This window comes from Arthrobacter glycogeni, from assembly GCF_054510815.1.
The window spans coordinates 66,016-85,879 of the sequence record NZ_JBTNDV010000002.1 but is presented as its reverse complement, the minus strand read 5'-3'; the positions used below and the strand labels follow the sequence as shown (position 1 = coordinate 85,879).

21 protein-coding genes are annotated in these 19,864 nt (G+C 64.2%); 11 read left to right on the top strand and 10 right to left on the bottom strand.

What is annotated here, in order from left to right; all coding sequences use genetic code 11:
* Positions 1-217: 217 nt before the first annotated feature.
* A complete protein-coding gene (gene ychF, locus ACX80G_RS02590; protein WP_459305426.1) occupies positions 218-1,303 on the bottom strand; it encodes a redox-regulated ATPase YchF in 1,086 nt (361 codons plus the stop codon).
* Positions 1,304-1,389: 86 nt separating this feature from the next.
* On the opposite strand from ychF, the gene ACX80G_RS02585 reads away from it, so the two are divergent.
* Entirely contained in the window at positions 1,390-2,667 is a 1,278-nt protein-coding gene (locus ACX80G_RS02585) for a DNA recombination protein RmuC (protein ID WP_459305425.1), read from the top strand.
* A gap of 31 nt (positions 2,668-2,698) precedes the next feature.
* On the opposite strand, the gene ACX80G_RS02580 is transcribed toward ACX80G_RS02585, so the two are convergent.
* Complete coding sequence (locus tag ACX80G_RS02580) at positions 2,699-3,784, bottom strand: 4-hydroxy-3-methylbut-2-enyl diphosphate reductase (RefSeq protein ID WP_459305424.1); 1,086 nt, start codon at positions 3,782-3,784, stop codon at positions 2,699-2,701.
* 62 nt (positions 3,785-3,846) lie between these two features.
* Positions 3,847-4,716 carry a hypothetical protein gene (locus ACX80G_RS02575; RefSeq protein ID WP_459305423.1) on the bottom strand — a complete coding sequence of 290 codons (870 nt, stop codon included), beginning with the start codon at positions 4,714-4,716 and terminating at the stop codon, positions 3,847-3,849.
* A gap of 223 nt (positions 4,717-4,939) precedes the next feature.
* Here ACX80G_RS02575 and xseA point away from each other — a divergent pair, with 223 nt between their 5' ends.
* A complete protein-coding gene (gene xseA / locus ACX80G_RS02570) occupies positions 4,940-6,241 on the top strand; it encodes an exodeoxyribonuclease VII large subunit (RefSeq protein ID WP_459305712.1) in 1,302 nt (433 codons plus the stop codon).
* Positions 6,238-6,489, top strand: a complete 252-nt coding sequence (locus tag ACX80G_RS02565) for an exodeoxyribonuclease VII small subunit (RefSeq protein ID WP_459305422.1) — start codon at positions 6,238-6,240, stop codon at positions 6,487-6,489. Before xseA ends, ACX80G_RS02565 begins: the two co-directional genes overlap by 4 nt.
* Before the next feature lie 16 nt (positions 6,490-6,505).
* On the opposite strand, the gene ACX80G_RS02560 is transcribed toward ACX80G_RS02565, so the two are convergent.
* The 3 genes from ACX80G_RS02560 to ACX80G_RS02550 all read right to left on the bottom strand — a co-directional run bounded on the left by ACX80G_RS02560 (position 6,506) and on the right by ACX80G_RS02550 (position 9,248).
* Entirely contained in the window at positions 6,506-7,360 is an 855-nt protein-coding gene (locus ACX80G_RS02560) for a PPK2 family polyphosphate kinase (protein WP_459305421.1), read from the bottom strand.
* Between the two features lie 20 nt (positions 7,361-7,380).
* Positions 7,381-8,598 (bottom strand): pyridoxal phosphate-dependent aminotransferase, encoded by a 1,218-nt coding sequence (locus ACX80G_RS02555; RefSeq protein WP_459305420.1) that lies wholly within the window; start codon positions 8,596-8,598, stop codon positions 7,381-7,383.
* 218 nt (positions 8,599-8,816) lie between these two features.
* Positions 8,817-9,248: an NUDIX hydrolase gene (locus tag ACX80G_RS02550; protein WP_459305419.1), complete on the bottom strand. Its 432-nt coding sequence runs from the start codon at positions 9,246-9,248 to the stop codon at positions 8,817-8,819.
* A 79-nt stretch (positions 9,249-9,327) separates the two neighbouring features.
* On the opposite strand from ACX80G_RS02550, the gene ACX80G_RS02545 reads away from it, so the two are divergent.
* Genes ACX80G_RS02545 through ACX80G_RS02535 form a run of 3 tightly spaced genes read left to right on the top strand, consistent with a single transcriptional unit; the run spans position 9,328 to position 11,350 of the window.
* Complete coding sequence (locus tag ACX80G_RS02545) at positions 9,328-9,765, top strand: MarR family winged helix-turn-helix transcriptional regulator (RefSeq protein WP_459305418.1); 438 nt, start codon at positions 9,328-9,330, stop codon at positions 9,763-9,765.
* Between the two features lie 15 nt (positions 9,766-9,780).
* A complete protein-coding gene (locus tag ACX80G_RS02540) occupies positions 9,781-10,791 on the top strand; it encodes a nitronate monooxygenase (RefSeq protein ID WP_459305417.1) in 1,011 nt (336 codons plus the stop codon).
* A gap of 43 nt (positions 10,792-10,834) precedes the next feature.
* Positions 10,835-11,350: an Lrp/AsnC family transcriptional regulator gene (locus tag ACX80G_RS02535; protein WP_459305710.1), complete on the top strand. Its 516-nt coding sequence runs from the start codon at positions 10,835-10,837 to the stop codon at positions 11,348-11,350.
* Positions 11,351-11,358: 8 nt separating this feature from the next.
* Here the strand turns inward: ACX80G_RS02535 and ACX80G_RS02530 are convergent, their stop codons facing one another.
* Positions 11,359-12,612: an MFS transporter gene (locus tag ACX80G_RS02530; RefSeq protein WP_459305416.1), complete on the bottom strand. Its 1,254-nt coding sequence runs from the start codon at positions 12,610-12,612 to the stop codon at positions 11,359-11,361.
* Positions 12,613-12,749: 137 nt separating this feature from the next.
* On the opposite strand from ACX80G_RS02530, the gene ACX80G_RS02525 reads away from it, so the two are divergent.
* From ACX80G_RS02525 to ACX80G_RS02505, 5 genes are all read left to right on the top strand, one after another.
* Positions 12,750-13,223 (top strand): Lrp/AsnC family transcriptional regulator, encoded by a 474-nt coding sequence (locus tag ACX80G_RS02525; RefSeq protein WP_459305415.1) that lies wholly within the window; start codon positions 12,750-12,752, stop codon positions 13,221-13,223.
* A 51-nt stretch (positions 13,224-13,274) separates the two neighbouring features.
* A complete protein-coding gene (locus tag ACX80G_RS02520) occupies positions 13,275-13,769 on the top strand; it encodes a hypothetical protein (RefSeq protein WP_459305414.1) in 495 nt (164 codons plus the stop codon).
* Complete coding sequence (locus ACX80G_RS02515) at positions 13,654-15,429, top strand: ATP-binding protein (protein WP_459305413.1); 1,776 nt, start codon at positions 13,654-13,656, stop codon at positions 15,427-15,429. Before ACX80G_RS02520 ends, ACX80G_RS02515 begins: the two co-directional genes overlap by 116 nt.
* Positions 15,426-16,097, top strand: coding sequence for a response regulator transcription factor (locus tag ACX80G_RS02510; protein ID WP_459305412.1), 672 nt, complete (start codon positions 15,426-15,428; stop codon positions 16,095-16,097). Before ACX80G_RS02515 ends, ACX80G_RS02510 begins: the two co-directional genes overlap by 4 nt.
* Before the next feature lie 267 nt (positions 16,098-16,364).
* Positions 16,365-16,700 carry a hypothetical protein gene (locus ACX80G_RS02505; RefSeq protein ID WP_459305411.1) on the top strand — a complete coding sequence of 112 codons (336 nt, stop codon included), beginning with the start codon at positions 16,365-16,367 and terminating at the stop codon, positions 16,698-16,700.
* Between the two features lie 213 nt (positions 16,701-16,913).
* Here the strand turns inward: ACX80G_RS02505 and ACX80G_RS02500 are convergent, their stop codons facing one another.
* Genes ACX80G_RS02500 through ACX80G_RS02490 form a run of 3 tightly spaced genes read right to left on the bottom strand, consistent with a single transcriptional unit; the run spans position 16,914 to position 19,855 of the window.
* Positions 16,914-18,200: a phosphotransferase gene (locus tag ACX80G_RS02500; protein WP_459305410.1), complete on the bottom strand. Its 1,287-nt coding sequence runs from the start codon at positions 18,198-18,200 to the stop codon at positions 16,914-16,916.
* The gene (locus ACX80G_RS02495) at positions 18,172-19,146 is read right to left on the bottom strand and encodes a hypothetical protein (protein WP_459305409.1); all 975 of its coding nucleotides are present in this window, start codon (positions 19,144-19,146) and stop codon (positions 18,172-18,174) included. Before ACX80G_RS02495 ends, ACX80G_RS02500 begins: the two co-directional genes overlap by 29 nt.
* A 28-nt stretch (positions 19,147-19,174) precedes the next feature.
* Positions 19,175-19,855, bottom strand: a complete 681-nt coding sequence (locus ACX80G_RS02490; RefSeq protein WP_459305408.1) for a GNAT family N-acetyltransferase — start codon at positions 19,853-19,855, stop codon at positions 19,175-19,177.
* Positions 19,856-19,864 lie beyond the last annotated feature (9 nt).

Genomic DNA, 19,864 nt, shown 5'->3' with positions numbered 1-19,864 from the left:
GCTAGACCGATTTGGACGCAACCGGTCACCTGAGCGCAGCCATCACCCTGAGAGTCACGAACAAGCACTTCGGTCCGGCTATCGCCCTCGTTCGTTCGGGCCCATCATTGCTCTCGCCCCCACGAGATTGATTTGCATTCTGTCCCCGAGCTCCACGCGTCACCATTGCTTGCAGCGTCGGGAAGTCCACTTGGCTTAGACAGTGAACCGGAATCAACTAGACATTAAATCTAAACTCCACCACGTCGCCGTCGGCCATGACGTACTCCTTACCCTCAATCCGGACCTTGCCTCGGGACTTGGCCTCGGCCATCGACCCGGCGTCGACGAGGTCGGAGAAGGAGACCACCTCGGCTTTGATGAAGCCGCGCTGGAAGTCGGTGTGGATGACACCGGCCGCCTCCGGTGCGGTGGCCCCCTTGGTGATGGTCCAGGCCCTGGTCTCTTTGGGCCCCGCTGTCAGATAGGTCTGCAGTCCCAGGGTGTGGAAGCCGACGTGCGCCAGCTGATCGAGTCCGGATTCGCTCTGCCCATTCATCTCGAGCATTTCGCGGGCTTCCTCCTCGTCGAGCTCCACGAGATCGGATTCAAGCTTGGCGTCGAGGAAAATGCAATCAGCGGGGGCAACAAGGTCGCGGAGCTCGGCCTGGCGTTTCTCGTTGCCCAGCACCGAGTCGTCGGCGTTGAAGACGTAGATGAAGGGCTTCGCGGTGAGTAGGCTCAGCTCCCGAAGGTGCTCCATTTCCAGTTTGTCGCTGGCCACTGAGGCGAAAATGGTGTCACCGCGTTCGAGCACCGACTGTGCCGCAACCATGGCGGCCAGCTGCGCAGGTTCGCGCTTCTTGATCTTGACTTCCTTCTCAACCCTGGGAATTGCTTTCTCAAGGGTCTGGAGGTCAGCGAGGATCAGTTCCGTGTTGATGGTTTCCATATCGGAGCGGGCATCGACCTTGCCGTCGACGTGGATGACGTCCGGATCGTCGAAGACCCGGATGACCTGGGCGATGGCCTCAGCCTCGCGGATGTTTGCCAGGAACTGGTTGCCCAGCCCCTCCCCCTCCGACGCACCCTTGACGATCCCGGCGATGTCCACAAACGAAACAGTCGCTGGCAGGATCCGCTGCGACCCGAAAATCCCGGCCAGCTGCCCCAGCCTGGCATCAGGCAGGCTGACCACCCCCACATTGGGTTCAATGGTCGCGAACGGATAGTTAGCCGCGAGCACGTTGTTGCGAGTGAGCGCATTAAAGAGAGTTGATTTGCCGACGTTGGGCAGTCCGACGATGCCGATAGTAAGAGCCACGGGAATAGAGTCTACCGTTTACCCCCGCTTCCACCGCGCCGCCGGCGGTCAACCAAAATGTCGGTGGGGACTGACATGGTGGTGCCATGGACGGATTCATTGTGGTTGTGGTTATTTTGGCAGTTCTCATTGGTGGCATTCTTGGTGCTGCGGGCATGGCGTGGACTGCACGGCCGAGAGTTCAGCGCCTGACTGAAGAACTGGACGACGTCGGCGAACGGCTGGGCAGCGCCAGCGCAGCGTTGGCCACCGCCTCAGCAGAGAATCGGCTGCTCGGGACGCAGAATCGCGAGCTCACGAATCGCTCAGCTGGTGACCAGTCGGTGCTGCGCGCCCTTGCTCCGGTCGCGGACAAGCTGAATCATCTGCAATCCCAGGTCGGGATACTGGAACGCGATCGGGTTGAGCAGTTCGGACAGCTTGCCGAGCAGCTACGCGAGGCACGGCACTCCGACGCGCAGCTTCTGTCCACCACGCATTCGCTTACCGCTGCGCTGCGGAGCAACAGTGCACGTGGACAATGGGGCGAGGTGCAGTTGCGGCGGGTCGTCGAGGCGGCCGGGATGCTGCCTCGCGTCGATTTTCTTGAGCAGGCCACCATCACGCTCAACACGGGCGCCAAGGAGACGTCCGCCCGGCCGGACATGGTCGTGCAACTACCGGGAGGGAAGCAGTTGGTGGTGGACGCGAAGGTGCCGTTGGCTGCCTTCCTCGACGCTCAGGAACTCCCCGAGGGACCCGAACAGGCGGAAAGCGGTGCCCTCAACCGGCGGGAGGCGTTGCTGCAGCAACACGCCAAGGCCCTGCGGGCCCACATCGATGCGCTGGCCCGGAAAAGGTACTGGCAGGGCGTCGACAACACCCCCGAGCTGGTGGTGTGCTTCATCCCCGTGGAGTCGGTGCTGTCCTCGGCCCTGCGCGCCGACCCGGGGCTCCTCGACTACGCCTTCACCCGCAACGTTGCCCTGGCATCGCCGGTGTCCCTCCTGACCATTCTCAAAGGTGCGGCCTACAGCTGGCGCCAGGATGTCCTGACCGAGAACGCCAAGGAGCTATTCGAGCTGTCCCGGCAACTTTATGACCGGCTCGGCACCATGGGGGAGCACGTGACGAAGCTGGGGAACTCTCTCAAGACCTCAGTGGAGAAATACAACTCGTTCGTCGGGACGCTGGAATCCAGGGTCTTGCCGACAGCCCGGCGGATCAACGAGTTCGACTCCGCGTCGCTTGCCTCGGCTCACCCGTCTGAGAAGTCAAGCCAGCTGCGCGTGCCGCCGGTGGAGTCAACCCCCCGGCTGCTCAGCGCGGCCGAGCTGCTTGACCAGGAAGACGAGGATTCCGACGACGACCGGCGCAGCGCCTGAGCTGACGGTCGACGTCGTAATCAGCCGTCTGTCAGCTCTGGGGGCGGGGGCCCCTACCCCCGACGCCGCTGGTGGAGTCCCCCATGGCTTTCAACGCGGCACGGATTTCCTTGGGCAGGGAAAAAATGATGTCTTCCTCCGCCGTCACCACCTCCTCGACGTCGCCGTACCCGTAGTCGGCGAGGAGGCGGAGCACATCCTGGACCAGGTTCTCGGGAACCGACGCACCAGAAGTCACGCCAATCGTTGCGACACCTTCGAACCAGCTCTCGTCCACCTCGTTGGCGAAATCGACCCGGTACGAGGCTTTGGCGCCGTATTCGAGCGCCACCTCGACCAACCGAACGGAGTTGGATGAGTTGGCCGACCCCACAACGATCACCAGGTCGGAACTTGGAGAGATCTTTTTGATCGCTGCCTGGCGGTTGGACGTGGCGTAACAAATATCGTCGCTCGGCGGGTCCTGCAGGGTAGGGAAGCGTTCCTTGAGAAGGTTGACCGTCAACATCGTTTCATCCACACTGAGCGTCGTTTGCGACAGCCAGATCACTCTGTCAGGATCACGCACCGTCACCTTGTCCACGTCCTCGGGACCGTTGACGATTTGGATGTGCTCGGGCGCTTCACCGGCGGTCCCTTCGACTTCCTCGTGGCCTTCGTGGCCGATCAGGAGAATGTCGAAGTCGTCCCTCGCGAACCGGACTGCTTCCTTGTGGACCTTGGTGACCAGTGGGCAGGTAGCGTCGATGGTCCTCAGGCCGCGGTCCGCTGCGGACTGGATAACTGCCGGTGACACGCCGTGAGCCGAGAAGACCACGAGGGCACCCTCGGGTACTTCGTCATTTTCCTCGACGAAGATTGCTCCTTTTTCCTCCAGCGTGGTGACCACATGAAGGTTGTGGACAATCTGCTTGCGCACGTACACGGGAGCACCGTAATGCTCCAGCGCCTTCTCGACGGCAATCACTGCCCGGTCCACCCCGGCACAATAGCCGCGGGGAGCGGCGAGCAGAACCTTACGCCCACCGAGGACGGGCTGCGCTGCGTTAATCTCCGCGGGCGAGCGCCGCCTTCGAGGCACAGAAGGCATGGGCACTGAAACTGCTGTGCTGGTCATCCTCCAATGCTAACGGCTGGAAGCCGTGCACCCCGAGGCGTCCGATGGCGATCCGCTCAGAGCTAAGCTGCCCTCGTCCTCAGTCCGCCACCCACGAGCCGTGCGGCGATGCCGATCACCAGCAGTACCACCCCGGCGCCGACCACGGCCAGACTGAGCGGCTCCCCGTTCGCCATCGACCTGGCCACCAGACCATTCTGAAAAAGCCCGGAAATTGAATCGTCGGGGCTTACGCTTCCCGCCCGCAGCCGATCCAGAATGTCAGGCAACGCCCGGACGCCAGCCCAATACAGCCCACCAAGCGCTACCGTCCCGAGACCGAGGAGGGCAAGGGTAGTGCCGCGCCGTCGCGCGAGTACCAGCGAGAGCAGGGCACTCACCCCTGCCCCGATCGCCAGCATCGGCCACAGGCCGGCGACCGCGGTCAGTTGGCCCAGGGATTCCTGGTGCGCCGGCGACCCGATCTCCACGAGGGTCTGTTCCGGCGCTGGTACTTCCACACCAAACCCCGAGCCCACCTCCTGAATGACGAGTGCAACCACCGGCGCGAGGTCAAGCCTCAGCGGCTGAGGCGACTGCACCCCCGTGGAGAGGGTGGCATCAGTGGGGAAGCTCAGGTCGTGGGACAGGCGCAGCGTCTCGTCCCACGCTGCGGGATAGTCGGGCAGCGCTGCAACGTTAGCTGCTGCATCAGCTATCAGCGGCTCAACAATTCCTACAACTGCTGGAGGAAGGCCAGCACTCGCTGTTGCTTCGGCAGCCAACGCCGAGGTCAGCTGGCCCTGAAAATTAGGATCAGCTCCGAGCGGCCCCGCCAATTCGACGAAACCTCCCACCTCGACAATATTTCTGTCGATCCAGGCGCCCGGTAGGGCAACCCCGGCCAGCACGAGTGCAATCAGCGCAAAGAACGCTGAACCAAATGTCCGCATAGTTAGTCCCCGACTCATTGTGAAAGAAGTATCGATTATGCCCTCACCCACTGGACTATTCCTCCACATTGGACCCGTGTGGACCCAGCGGGGGGCGCAAGCTGATAAACATTAAGGGAACACGGCGAGCTCGCGACGCCGTGTTCCCACCACAAGTTGGGAGTGTCACCTGATGAACGACGACGGCGCAGCGCAGCCACGCCACGCGCCCACCGGTGGGCACATGCAGGATCAGGACCCGGTCGCAGCGGACCAGGCCCAGCCCACCACGCTTCCGGCCACTGCTGCCGAAACGACCGCTGAGCGCCCCTGGCCACTTCACCTCCTCTCCGAGAAGCTGAAGGCCCATCTTGAGCGCGCCCCCGCCGCCTGGGTGGAGGGTCAGGTCATCGAGGTGAACCGCAGATCCACTATGTGTTTCGTGACGCTGCGTGATGTTGATGCCGAGGTCTCGCTGCCATTGACGATCCGAGCCAGCGTGCTTTCCCGCCTTGAGCTTCCCCTTGAGCATGGTTCTCGGGTGGTCGCCCAGCTGAAGCCCGACTTCTGGCTCAAAACCGGACGCCTGTCCATGCAGGCCTGGCAGGTCCGGCAGGTGGGTCTGGGAGACCTGCTGGCGCGCATCGAACGGCTGCGACAGTCCCTCGCCGCCGAGGGATTGTTCGCCGCACGGCTGCGCAAGCCCCTGCCACTCCTCCCCCACCGGATCGGATTAATCACCGGACGGGATTCCGACGCCATGAAAGACGTCCTCCGCAATGCCAGTCTCCGCTGGCCGGCAGTTGAGTTCGAGATCCGGGAAGTGGCGGTGCAGGGAGTGGGCTGCGTGGGCCAGGTGACAGCGGCTCTGGCCGAACTGGACGCCCTGCCCACGGTCGACGTCATCATCATCACCCGTGGCGGCGGCTCGCTGGAGGACCTGCTGCCGTTCAGCAGCGAAGAGATGGTTCGTGCTGTCGCCGCTGCGCGTACCCCCGTGGTCAGCGCCATCGGGCATGAGGCAGACCGGCCCTTGATCGATGAGGCGGCTGACCTCCGGGCGTCCACCCCCACCGATGCCGCCAAGCGGGTAGTCCCCGACGTCGCTGAGGAGCTCCAGCGGATCCGGCAGTCCCGCGGGCAGTTGTCGCGGGCCGTCGGCACCCTCATCTCGCGGGAAACGGAGCGCCTGACCCAGCTGCGCTCCCGGCCCGTGCTGTCACAGCCGGAGGGAATGGTGTCGGTACGGGTGGACGACGTCGAACGGTTGAGGGGGCGTACGCGCCTCGCCGTCACATCGGCGGTCGCCCGCGACGTCGACCGGGTGCACCACCTGCGCACCCAGATCCGGTCGTTGTCGCCCCAAAACACCCTCGACCGCGGGTACGCGGTCGTCCAGTTGGAGGGCGGCTCCATTGCCCGGGACGCCGCCGACGCACCGGCTGGGGCGCTCCTGAAGATCCGCTTGGCACGCGGGGAACTCGCCGCCACGGCGCTCGCTGCCACTTACGACGCCAGGTCCACCCACCCAAAGGAAAACCCATGAGCCAGCCCACCGCACCCATGACCGGAGATCAGGCAGCAGAACAGGACGTCAGCGGGCTGTCCTACGAGCAGGCGCGGGAGCAACTGCTCTCGGTGGTCAGCCAACTCGAAGCCGGCGGCGTGACCCTGGAACGTTCCCTGGCCCTGTGGGAACGCGGTGAAGCGCTGGCAGACCACTGCGAATCGTGGCTGGAGGGCGCCAAAAAGCGTCTCGCCGCGGCGCGTGACAAAGCCGAACAGACCGGCTGACCCTCTCAGAGAGCGGTCAGGACTGGGCCAGCCTTGCTCTTTCGGCCTCGACGTCGAAAGCCGCTGGCGGCCAACTGAGCTGCATGTCCTGGAGCGCGTCGATGATCAGCTGTTGCACAGCGATGCGGGCGTACCATTTTCGGTCCGCTGGGACTACATACCACGGCGCGTCAGTGGTCGCAGTGCGTTCGATAGCCAGCTGGTAGGCCGTCTGGTATTCGGCCCACAGTTCGCGCTCGTCGAGGTCGCCGGTGTTGTACTTCCAGTGCTTGTCCTCACGCTCAAGCCGGTCGGTCAGCCGTTTCTTCTGCTCCTCCGGGCTGATATGGAGCATGACCTTGATGATGCGGGTTCCTGCGGCAACCAGGGACGCTTCGAAGTCGCGGATGGCGCCGTACCGTTCCTCGATCACCGCTGGCTCGGCGAGTCCGCGCACGCGCTGGATGAGGACATCCTCGTAATGGGACCGGTCGAAGACACCGATCATCCCAGCCCTGGGGAGTTGCTTCTTGATGCGCCAGAGGAAATCGTGGCGTTTCTCGGCAGCAGTGGGTGCCTTAAACGCGTAATGCTTGACGCCCTGTGGATCGACCGCGCCGACCACATGGTGGACGATCCCACCTTTTCCCGCAGTATCCATCGCCTGCAGAACCACCAACAGCGAAATCTCGCTGCCAAACCTGCTTTCGGCAAACAGTTTCGTCTGCAGTTCCGAGAGCTGGGCGCGTTCCTCGGCCAGCTTGATCTGGCCCATCTTCTTGCCCCCCGAAAAGCCGGGGGTCGACCGGGGCTGGATCGACGCGAGATCTACATCCGGCCCAGCGAGCAGTGCCTCGGTGGGGCTGGTGGTGAATGCTGAAGTAGACGGCATGGTGTCCTTCCAGGGGCGCTTTAGGGCTTGTAGGTGCTGAGGAATTCGGCGAGCCTACCGATGGCGTCCTCAAGGTCGTCGACGTTGGGCAGGGTAACCATCCGGAAATGGTCAGGGTTGATCCAGTTGAAGGCCCTGCCGTGGGAGATCAGGATCTTCTGCTGCTTCAGCAAGTCGAGGGCAAACTGCTCGTCGTCCTTGATCGGGTACATGTCCGGGTCGAGACGGGGGAACAGGTACAGTGCTCCCTGCGCCAGTTCGCAGCTCACCCCCGGAATCTCGTTCAACAGCTCGTGGGCCCTGTCCCGCTGCTGTTTCAGCCGACCCCCGGGCAGGATCAAATCGTTGATACTCTGGTGCCCGCCCAACGCCGTCTGGATCGCGTGCTGGGCCGGAACATTGGCGCACAACCTCATATTGGCCAGCAGGTTGATTCCCTCGATGTAATCAGCTGCCTGGTGCTTGGGTCCGGTGATGGCCATCCAGCCACTTCGGAATCCAGCGATCCGGTAAGCCTTCGACAGCCCACTGTAAGTGAGGCACAGGACGTCGTCCCCGGTGACAGTTGCCGCGTTGATGTGCACAGCGTCGTCGTACAGGATCTTCTCGTAGATTTCGTCGGCGAAGATGATGAGACCGTGCTCGCGGGCCAGGTTCACCATGCCGTCAATGATGGATCGGGGATAGACAGCACCCGTGGGGTTATTGGGGTTGATGAGCACAATACCCTTGGTGCGGCTGGTGATCTTGGCCGCGAGATCCTCCAGGTCGGGCCACCAATGGTTGTCCTCATCGCACAGATAGTGCACGGCAGTGCCACCGGCCAGGGACACCGACGCCGTCCACAGCGGGTAGTCCGGCGCCGGGACCAACACCTCGTCGCCGTTGTTCAACAGGGCCTGCAGGGAGAGGGTTATCAGCTCGCTGACCCCGTTGCCGAGGTAGACGTCGTCGACACCCATGTGGGTGAGACCCCGGCCCTGGTAGTACTGCACCACAGCGGTCCTGGCGGAAAAGATCCCGCGGGAATCACTGTACCCCTGGGCCTTGGGTAGGTGGCGGATCATATCCACCAGAATGGCTTCGGGAGCCTCGAACCCGAACGGTGCGGGATTGCCGATGTTCAGTTTCAGGATCCGGTGCCCCTCCGCCTCCATGAACTTGGCGTGATCGAGCAGCGGCCCCCTGATGTCGTAGAGAACGTTTCGGAGCTTGGTTGACTGCTTGAATTCTGCCATTTACACAGGATGCCACAGCCGGGCGGCGGGAGAGGTGATTGGCGCCCAGCCGCACGCCGCCGCCCGCTTTCGTTACGGCTACCGGAGACGCTCTGGATCACCGCAACACGGACAGTCTGGGCATCAACACCTGACGACGGTGGGGCGATCCCGCCGGTGAAGTGAGAGCTGATCCGCCCGGTAAAGCCGTACTGTTGGAGTATCTCCACTGCTGATCCTTAGTGGTGATTCCCCATCACCAGGGCAATGTCGACCAGTCCCACCCGGTCAAGGTCCGGCAGCTCAGCGAGGTCAACCCAGGCAGCCCGGTCGGTGGATCCGTTGGCCTCGTGGCGGAGGAAACCTTGGACAGTGTGCGCCCGATAGACAACCCGCAAGGCGTGCAGGGGCCGAGTGGAATCGCTTAGCCGCTCGGACGCTGGGATGTGCAGGCTGTCGATTCCCAGCAGTTCATCGAGGTCTGCGGTGTACCCGGTTTCCTCGAAAATCTCCCGGACCGCCGCGGCGGGCGCATCCTCGCCGAGTTCGAGTCCGCCCCCGGGGAGCGTCCAGCCGGTAGCACCCGATTCGTTCCAGTGCGCCAGGAGGATCTTGCCGTCGTTGATGATCAGCCCGTAGGCTCCGACCCTTGTGTCCCAGGCAGCAGTCATGGCGCCTAGTCTAGCCAGCCGGCCAGGCAGCCGGAACCCAGGCTTGACCTGGCACCGGAAAAGTTAACTACTTAACGGTATGGATCTTCGACAATCGACAGTCTTCAAGCTCCACCGGGCGACAATCTTGGTGAATAAGGTGTCGGATGAATACCTCGCCGCCCACCACGGAATCCGCTATGCACCCTTCCTGGTCTTGCTTGCCGTCCGCATCGCCGGCCCCTCCCCACAGCAGGCTATCGCCCGGTCGCTCGACGTGAGCCGGGCCTCGGTCACCCAACGCGTCCATCAGCTGAAGCGGCTTGGTCTGGTGGATGTCACGATTAGCGCCCAGGATCAGCGGGCCAACGTGGTCGCACTGACGATCCCCGGCCGACGCCTGACCGATGCTGCCTGGCATGGTTTGGAAGCAACACTGGACGGCGTCGACGATGGTGTCGACGACGCCGGACTCAGGCGCCAGCTCGACCTTCTGATTGCCAACTGCACGGCGGCGCTCGATGACCAAGCCAACTAAGCAAAGGATCCGCTGATGTTCCCCTCTCCCATCATCGTCGCACCCATGGCCGGCGGGGCATCCACCCCGGCACTGGTAACCGCGGCGGCGCGGGCCGGCGGCCTCGGCTTCCTGGCTGCCGGGTACAAATCGGCGGACGGCATGCGCTCGGAGATTGCCGCGGTCCGGGCCGGCGGCTTACCGTTCGGGGTCAATCTCTTCGTGCCGGGCCCTCCGGCCAGCAACAGTGAAGAGCTATTGGCCTACCGGGACACCCTGAGCGCGCTCGCGGACCACTATGGGGTGGCCCTCCCCGAGCCCCGCTACGACGACGACGCCTGGGACTCCAAGATCGACTCACTGCTGGCCGAGCCGGTGCCCTTCGTGGGCCTGACATTCGGCCTTCCGGACCGCTCGGTGATTAGGGCGCTCCAGGACCGTGGCACGGTGGTGATCGCGACAGTGACCCGCCTTCGGGAGCTTCTTATCGCCCAGGACCACGCGGTGGACGCCGCCGTCATCCAGCATGACTCGGCAGGGGGTCATAGCGCCGTGTTCGACGCCGGCGCTGCGGCGGGCGGATCCGCCGTCGACGCCGCAGCCCTGACGGCCGACCTCATTCCGCACGCGACCGTCCCGCTCATAGCTGCGGGCGGATTGACTGGTGGCACAGATATCCGGCGGGTGCTCGCGGCCGGGGCCACCGCGGTGCAGTTGGGCACGCTGTTTGTGCGCACGCATGAAAGCGGCGCCCGTCAGGCGCATAAGGATGCACTCGGGTCTCCGGCCTTCACCCGGACCGTGATGACCCGGGCGTTCAGTGGTCGTCCGGCACGGGGCCTGGAGAACCGATTCATCAGGGAGCACCGCGATGCCCCGCTGGGATACCCCGAGCTGCACCACGTGACGGCGCCCCTGCGGGCCGCGGCGGCTGCGATGAGCGATCCCGGTGGCATGGCGCTGTGGGCGGGCACCGGGTATCGCGCTGCCTCCTCGATCGGGGCAGCCGATCTGGTTGGCCTCCTGTTGACTGGTCTGGACCGCTAGGGTGGAGGTCAACCGCCGTCGTTCACAAGGAAGTGGCTTGCCCATGGCCGAAGACGCCGCACCCGAGTCACTTGCCCCCGCCGCGCGGGGAAGAGACGCCCTGGTGCTCGATCAAACCGACCAGCAGATTTTGAGGGAACTGGTCGCTGACGCCAGGATGACCAACGCGCAACTTGCCGAACGGATCGGAGTAGCCCCCTCCACCGCCCTCCTGCGGACCCGGGCCCTGGTGGAGCGAGGCGTCATCAGCGGGTACCATGCACAGCTCGACTTCGCGGCGGTAGGCCGGGCAGTGCAGGCGATGGTCTCGGTACAGCTCAAGGGCCACAACCGCGAAGAGATTGATCGGTTCACGGCGCGTGTTCCGAATCTGCCCGAGGTGGTGTCCACCTTCCATGTCGCAGGATCGGTGGACTATCTGTTGCATCTCGCCGTGCCCAGCACCGATGTCCTCAGGGACTGGGTCCTGGATCATTTGACAACCGATCCGGTCGTGGGACACACCGAGACCACCCTCGTGTTCAATCACTTGCCCGGCAACACCGGGGTGCTTCCATAACCGACTGTCTACGCAGCGCCCACCGCGGAGGAACCGCTCGTGCGGCGCAGGCTTACCGCCGACAGCGTCAGTGCCGCGAGCGCTATCAGGGCGGCGAATCCTGTCACCGAATGATCGAGTCCCCACACCTGCGCCGCCACTCCCAGGCCAACTACCGGGAGGGCGCTTCCCAGATAGGTCAGGACATACAGGGTGCTGATGATCTGGGCGTGCTGCGATGCCTCCACCTGCAGGGATACCTCGTTGAAGACCACCCGAAACGCCACGCCCTGACCCGCGCCAGCGGCGAGGCACACCAGTACCAGGAGCGGCACGCTGTTGAGGGCGCCGGCTACTGGGATCAGCGCGACCGCCACGCCCAGCAACCCCAGCCCCCACCCCACGACGTGCCGACCCTGGATCCTCATCAATTGACTGAGCGCTGACGCGGTCAGGACCAGAGCCGCCAACAATCCGATCAACGGGCGGGAATCGACCCCGGCTAGTGAGGCAAAGTAGGTGGGAGCAAGGCTGAGAGTGAATCCAAAGACGGCGAAGCTGAGAAACCCTACCGCTGAGGCGGTCCAGAAGGCCCGCCTCGCTGCCCTCGATACCGCTGGACGGCGTGGTCTCAACACGCTGAGCCGGGAAACCTCAGTGGCGGAGTGGATGGCCGGCCGGGCCTTCAGCGTCAGGAGGGGAATCAGGAGCACCAGCAGCACTGCCGAATACAGGGCGAAGGGTGTACGTGTGGGGTCCGGCAGGAGGGACAGCAGACCCCCAATGACGGGGCCTGCTGCCACACCGCCAGCTGAGGCCAGGAGCGTGAACCGGGAGGCCCAGTCCGGCCGATGCGGCAGTAGGTCACGCAGCGCAGCCGAACTGGCCCCCGTAGCCAAAGCCACCGATGCACCCTGCAGGCAGCGTCCCAGCACGAGTGTGGGTAACGAGGAAGCGGCACCGAAAACGCTGGCACCAGCAAACCCGATCAGGATGGCGAGCACCAGGGCAGCGCGCCGACCGACATGATCCGACCAGTGACCCACCAGGAGTAGCCCAACCACTAGCGTGACTACATAGGCAGAAAAGGCCACGGTGACCTCCAGCGGCGAAATCCCGAGTTCGAGCTGCAGCAGTGGGTAAAGCGGAGTTGCAAGGTTCGCACCGATCAACAGCGTCGAGATCACCACCGCGGCAAGTACAAGCCGGCTCCTCACCGACGCATCCCAGCCCCAGCGCGCCCGGTCGGACGGCTTCATCCGCAGCTCGCTGAGCACACTCACGCTGACTCCAGACAGTAGAACAAACAGCACATATCCCCTACATTCTGGAACCTGACGGATCATTGGGGAAATCTGAGGCAGTAAACTTGGATGTAATTGTCAATTTCCGGCCGTGATGTTGAAGGGAAGTGCTCGCAATGAGCAAATTGGACCGCGTCGACATCCGGCTCCTCCTGGAGCTGGTCCGCGATCCGCGGGCTCAGATCGGTGAACTCAGCGACCACCTTGGGGTGGCCCGCAACACCGCCCAGTCGCGCATTCGACGGCTGCTCCGCTCCGGGACGCTCCGGTCGGGCGGCAGGGAACTCGATCTTGAGGCCCTCAACTACGACGTCGCCGCTTTCGTGACCATTGAGGTGGCACACCGCGAGCTCGACGGCGTCATAGCGGGCCTGCGCCGCCTCCATCAGGTGCTTGAGGTGCATGAGATTTCGGGGAGGGGCGATATCTGGTGCCGGGTGACAGCAACTGACACCCCCCACCTGCAATCAGCGCTGCGATCAATTCTTCGCATCAAGGGTGTCATCCGGACCGAAACGGTCCTAGCATTGCACGAGCACATCCCGTATCGGACTGAACCCCTGCTGCGGACCCTCGCCGAGGAACCGTAGCTTCGGCCCAGCTCTCATGTGCGTCTCATCTATTGGGAGGATACTGGGACAATGAAGTCCTCAGTGCTCCCCGCCTGGTTGGTAGGTGTGGTCTGCGCTGGCGGCTTGATGGCTGCTGGCGCCGGGCTGGTCGGCTCCCTGAACGATCCCGTTCCCGAAGACCTGGGATCGTCGGTGGTCGAAATCACCCCTTCCACCCCGCGACCTGCGCCAACCACCCAGACGCAGACATCGTCACCGTCCCAGTCGCCATCGCCGTCGGGCACCGCAGGAGCAGAGGACGACGGCACTGAGCCCGATCCGGTTCCGCCACCAACATCAGACGCCCCCGCACCCCCGGAGGTCGTGCCGGCCCCACTCCCCGTTCCCGGCGGCGGTGATGACGGCCCCAACGAGCTCCTGGATGGCGGAGGCCTCGACGACAGCTGGGATGACAGTGGCGGGGTCGACGGCGGTGGTGGCGACGGCGACGGTGGCGACGACGGCGACGGTGGCGACGACGACGACGGTGGCGACGACGACGGTGGTGGCGACGGGGATGACTAGGCCGTCGAATAGCCCGGGCTCGGACGTGCTTCGACCTTCCCCCCGCAACCGCCATAATCAGTCACCCCAGAGTCCGGCCGGTCTGCCGCGACCCCCATCCGAGGCTCTTAGCCGGACCCTTGCCAAGGGGATAGATCAGCCGCCGACACCCGGGCACGGGGACACCGCGGCACCCCCTCCACAACGGGGGCGACGCACCTGGGCCCGGATCATCTCAGCACTGCGGGGCTATTGGACGGTCAGAACCCGCGTACTTGGGGCGGTGCTCGCGTTGTCTGCCCTGGGGTTGCTGGTGGCGGGGTCCGCTGCGTACGCGCTGCAGCGCAGCGATATCAACGCCGACATGGACGACTCGCTGGAACGCAACTTTCTCGAGTTCGAATCCCTCCTCGATACCGGCATTGACCCGACCACGCGAGAAGACTTTACCGAGGCTGAAGAGCTCATCTTCATTGCCATGCAGCGCACCCTCCCATCGCCCACCGAAGGCATGCTGGGGATGCGGAACGGTGGAGCGGTGCTGCTGGCCAACCCTGCAGTGCAGCTTCGGTTGGAAGATGATCAGGAACTGGTCGACTACGTGGCAACACAGGCGGACCTGTCACGGGTGAGTGTCTCAAGCATTTCGACGGCGGAGACCACCTACCGTGCGTTAATCGTCCCCATCCAGTTGTCGGCTGATTCCTCCCCCAGCCAGTATGTCCTGGCCTTCGATGCGAGGGCCGAGCACGGGCAACTCAACCAGACCTTCGCAACCTTCGCCCTGATCAGTTTCGGAACGCTGGTCTTCATTGGTGTGGTTGGCTGGCTGTTGGTCGGCAACCTTCTCCTGCCGATCCGGCTGCTGCGTGACACTGCCCAACGCATCGGGGATTCGGACCTGTCCGAACGGATACCCGTGTCGGGCAATGACGACCTGTCGGACCTCACTCGGACCGTTAACGCCATGCTGGAACGGCTGGAAGGATCTTTCACGTCACAGCGCCAACTGCTCGACGACGTCGGCCACGAACTGCGAACACCCATCACCATCGTGCAGGGACACCTCGAGTTACAGGACTCCGACGATCCCGCCGACGTCGCCATGGTGCGCGGGATCGCGTTGGATGAGTTGGATCGGATGCGACTCCTGGTGCATGATCTGGTCACCCTCGCCGGCATCACCCGGCCCGGGTTTGTGCGGCAGGAGCAGGTGGCTGTCGGGCGTTTGACCGACGAGATCCTGGATAAGGCGCGCCCGCTGGGATCCCGTCGCTGGACCATCGATGCCCGGGCCGAATCCTCCTGCCTGCTCGACTCCCGACGGATTACCCAGGCGTGGTTGCAGCTTGTGGTCAACGCCGTGAAATTCTCGGATGCCGGATCAACCATTGCGGTGGGCTCACGACTGGACTACAACGGGCTGGCACTCTGGGTACGGGATGAGGGAATCGGAGTTCCGGCGGAGGATCAAAAGCGCATTTTCGAACGGTTCGCGCGGGGCGCGCACGGCCGCCGTACCGAAGGTTCAGGCCTTGGTCTGACGATTGTCAGTGCCATTGTCGGCGCCCACGGTGGTACGGTTCGCCTGGAATCCGCCCGCGGCGCCGGGTCCACCTTCACCATGGTGCTGCCGCTCGATCAGCGGGCGGCAGACAAATCAGAGGAAGTAAGAGATTGAGCCAGATCCTAATTGTCGAGGATGAGGACCGCATCAGTTCGTTTGTTGCGAAAGGACTCCGGTCAGCAGGATACGCGCCAACTGTCGCCGACAACGGGAGAGATGGCTATCACCTTGCCCAGACCGGGGATTTTGAGCTGATCGTGCTCGACCTGGGATTACCCGATCAGGATGGGTTCACCGTGTTGCGGCGCCTGAGGGAATCCAGGAACACCACCCCGGTCATTATTCTGTCCGCAAGGAGCTCAATCGACGACACCGTTGCGGGACTGGAGGGTGGCGCCGACGACTACATGGCCAAACCATTCCGGTTTGAGGAATTGCTCGCCCGGGTACGCCTTCGGCTGCGCCAGGAGACGACCACCGCCGACAGTTCGGTGTTGACCCATCAGGACCTGCAGCTCGATCTCAGGACCCGTCGCGCCGCGGTCGGCGGCAAGGAAGTCGACCTGTCGGCACGCGAGTTTTCCCTCGCCGAGGCATTTCTCCGCAATCCTGGCCAGGTGCTGAGCCGCGAACAGCTGCTCTCCCGAGTCTGGGGCTACGATTTCGATCCGGGTTCCAACGTGGTGGACGTGTATGTTCGCTATCTTCGGAACAAGCTCGGTGCGCAACGCTTTACGACTGTCCGCGGGATGGGATACCGGCTCACCTCGGACGAGTCCTGAAGGGTCCCTAACGCGGGAACAGCGGCGGCGGGACCAGACACGCTGGGGCCGCCGCCGCCAACACCACTTCCCTGCGCCTCACAGGTCGGTGGTGTTGGAACTCCGGAATGCTAGGGGAACACCCCGGAGTCCCGGCCAAGGGAGCTGGTTCCACACACCGTGGACCAGCCCTGTGATCGAGTCAGCCTCCGCTTGAGGCGCTGGGGGCAGACACGCCGCTGGAACCCGAATCGGCTGCGCCTCCTGCCCCGTCCGAGGGGGGAACCGGTGCTGGGGCCGGAACCACTACCGGTGCTGGGGCTGGTCCTGGGACTGGTATGGGGACCTGGACGGGCGCTGGTGCTGGGACCGGCGCTGGTCCCAGCGCTGGTGCTGGGACCGGCGCTGGTGCTGGCGTTGGTGACATCGTGGGTGGCACCGATGACGCGCTGTCGGCGGTTGGCGCCGGAGCTTCTGGAGAGCGAGGCGAGGGAGATGGCGATGGCGAGGGGTCAGGGTCCGCACTATCTAGGATGGTGGCTTCGCTGCCGGCGCCGTCGCCGGGCTGACGATCCTCGCGGGACACCGCATCGCCGCCAGATTTACCGACGTCGGTTCGGTTAATGCTGGAGCCAAGGTCCATGGGGTCGTGCGTACTGTCAGCAACTGCGACTCCCAGACCGAGTGCCATCACGCTCAGGGAGCCGGTGGCGATCCAGATGTTTCGCTTTTGCATGGTTAGGTCCTTTCACAGTCCGCGGTGAGGCTATGCACATCACTGTGCACGGCGATTGTGAGACGGAAAGGAGCTGATCATGAGAGACCTCTCACAATTGGTCAGCGGTGAAGCACGAGCGCTTGATCGGCGAGGCTTTCGGCAATGGCGAGTCGTTGCAGCGCATCGCTCTGCCAGGAGTTTGGGTCCCGAGCCGTCGCCCGATGCTTTGCCCCAGCCACGAGGGTCAGCGCCACCCCGGCGGCGCGGCCCCGGAGCGCCGCAGGATGTACTTCCTGATCGAAGACCGCCAGGAAGCGATTCAGCGTCTGAGGGATATGGGTGTAGCGACTATCCACCGCGGGCAGGACCGCCAGGTGCCCGACAAAGCAGGCCAGATCATCCACCAGGTGTCCCGGGCCAAGGGCATCGACGTCGAGCAGTCCTGAGACAGTGTCGCCGGTGATGAGGAGATTCGCCTCGTAGAAGTCTCCGTGGGAGGGAACCCGTGGACCGGCGTCGACCTCTGCCACCAACCGGTGCACCCTTGTGGCAAGGGCCGAGATCCTCGACTGTTCACCGGGCAGCACGGCTGCGGCTCCTCTGGCGTAGTCCTTGACACGGACAGCCCACGCCGGGCGGTCCGGGAGGTGCATCGCTCCCGCGGGGAGATTCTGCAGCAGATTTACGAGAGTTCGGGGCTGGAGCGATTGCGCGCCGTCGCTCATCAGTAGTTCAGCCAGCAGCGTGCCTGCCGCCGGGTGCATCGCCAAGACGTCTTGGGCGGGCACCTCGATCAGTGCTGGCGCTGGGATGCCCGCGTCGATGAGCAGCCGGTGGCGTTTGGCGAGGTGGGCACCCTGTCCACTTCTGAGCACCTTGAGGTAGCGGCGCTCGCCTCCGAAATCAGCAATCAGGACTGCCCGTCGGAGCGGCCGGTAACTGACTGTCGCGAGGTCGGGTACTGTCGCGGCTGAGCGGCCCGTAACCTGCACGCCGGCAAAGAGCGTGCTTCCGACTGAGGCGGCATCGCAAGCCCAGGACAGTCCTGGCAGCAGCGGGTCGTTGGGGTGCTCCCACACGGTGAGAGTGGTGGCACCGTCGGGGCTGCTGAGCTGGACCGTTGCCGGGGTGTTGGCCGGCAACGCGGCAGTGCTGATGCACAGGAACTCAGTGGCGACGAGTCCACCTTTTGCTTCGATCTGGACCTGGTAGATGCCGGTTGCTCCGGCCCCGGGACGGTGGTGGATCTGGACGAGGGACCAGCTGGTGGGCTGCTTGCCGAGCGTTGCCAGAGCGAGTCGCAGCGGTTCGGCGGCGCCATCGCCTTCCAGTAGGCGCAGTTGCGCGGCTTCGGCCCCGGGATCGGGTGTCGAGGGCCTAGGCCCGGCGACGCTGCAGGACGTCATCAAGGTTCATCCTGCCGGTGGCGGGATGGGCGATAGCGCTGCTGCCCGATGAATGGTCTGCGCCGTCGACAACTGGTGGAGTGGCCCCCTGCTTGAGGGAAGTCTTCGACTGGGCTTTAGGGGCCTCGGGAAGTTCAAGAGGTGCTGGAGCCTGGCGTTCAACTTTCGCTGCCGCGACGTACATCGGTTTGGGGACCTCGACCGGCTGCCATGGTGTCCCCGTCGGCGGGGCTCCGGTCCCGGCGTCCGCGACAGGTGATCCGGTGGATGACGGGTCGGCGCCCGCAGCGACGGCGAGGGCCGCCTGGCGCAGTTCGGTGGCGGTGAGGTTTGATGCTGCGGGGGCCGTCCGCTTGGCGGCTGCAGCATCGCCGTCGACTGGGTCCGGCCTCTCGGCGTCAAAGAGGTTAGTCTCGCGGCGCGGCGCCTGAGCGACGCTGCTGGTGCGGGGGGTATCGGAACGCGCTGACATCGCGTCGGCGAAGGCGGCCTCGACCTTGCGACGCCGGTCCCGGATGGCGAGGAAGCGAAGACCCGCTACGGCGAGCAGGAAGACGAGAAAGGCCGCAGCAGGCAGGATCCAGGGGACAAGGGAGAGCACCGCGAGAGGCGTGCAGATCACTGCTGCCAGCACCGCAATTGCGCCCACGAGTGCGACCGCTGTGCGGTCACGCCTGATACTGAACAGGGGTCGCTCCCCCTGACTGGCGACGGATGTTCCGGCCGTCCGGGTGTGGGAGGTTTCGTTGCTGTATGCGGACATTTCCATGATGCTCCCCTGAGAGACTCGACTCTCGGCTGTTGCGGGCGGTACTAGGTCAGAGGTGGCAGCCAGCTCGACCAGCAGTGCTGGCCTGCGGATACGCAGAACGTAGGGGGCAACCCAGATCAGCCAGAGACCGACGATCGCGGCAAGCACCACCGAGCTGTTCATAGAGAAGTCCACGTCTAAAACGGTAGGTCGTTGACCCTGCTCAGGAGAGTATTGCCGGGGGTGTGTCGTCGCCGGGTTGGTGCACACCCGGTTCGCTGCGACCTGATGGTTGGTGCTCCTGCCACCGAGCCAGCACTCCTTCGGGTACCTCGTCATGAGTCAGCGCGAAGGTTCGGTGATCGGCCCACTGCCCGGCGATGTGCAGATAGCTCCGGCGTAGGCCCTCATCCCGGAACCCGAGCTTCTCGACCACCCGGAGACTGGCCGCATTCTCTGGCCGGATGTTGATTTCCATCCTGTGCAGACCGAGGCTTTGGAAGCAGTAGTCGGTGACCAGAGCGACGGCGGTCGGAGCGATCCCCCGGCCGGCGCACTGGCGATCCACCCAGTAACCGAGCGTCGCGTTCATCGCCGATCCCCAGACGATTGTCGAGACCGTCAATTGGCCGACGATCGCCGTCTCGCGGTGGTAGGGGCTGCGTTCAGTGATGAGAAACGGAAGGCTTGTGGCGTCCCGTGCCTGCCGCCTGAGTGACCGCACCATTTCCGGGTAACTCGGCAGGTAGCCCCCCGGCGCAGGGTTGGATGCCTCCCAGGGAGCCAACCAATCGGCGTTGCGCTGCCGTACGGCCGACCACGCTTTCTTGTCCCGAAGACGGACCGGCCGGAGCACCAGGTCACCAGTCTCCAGGGTCACCGGCCAGGTGAATTGCCCGCTCATTGACTTGGG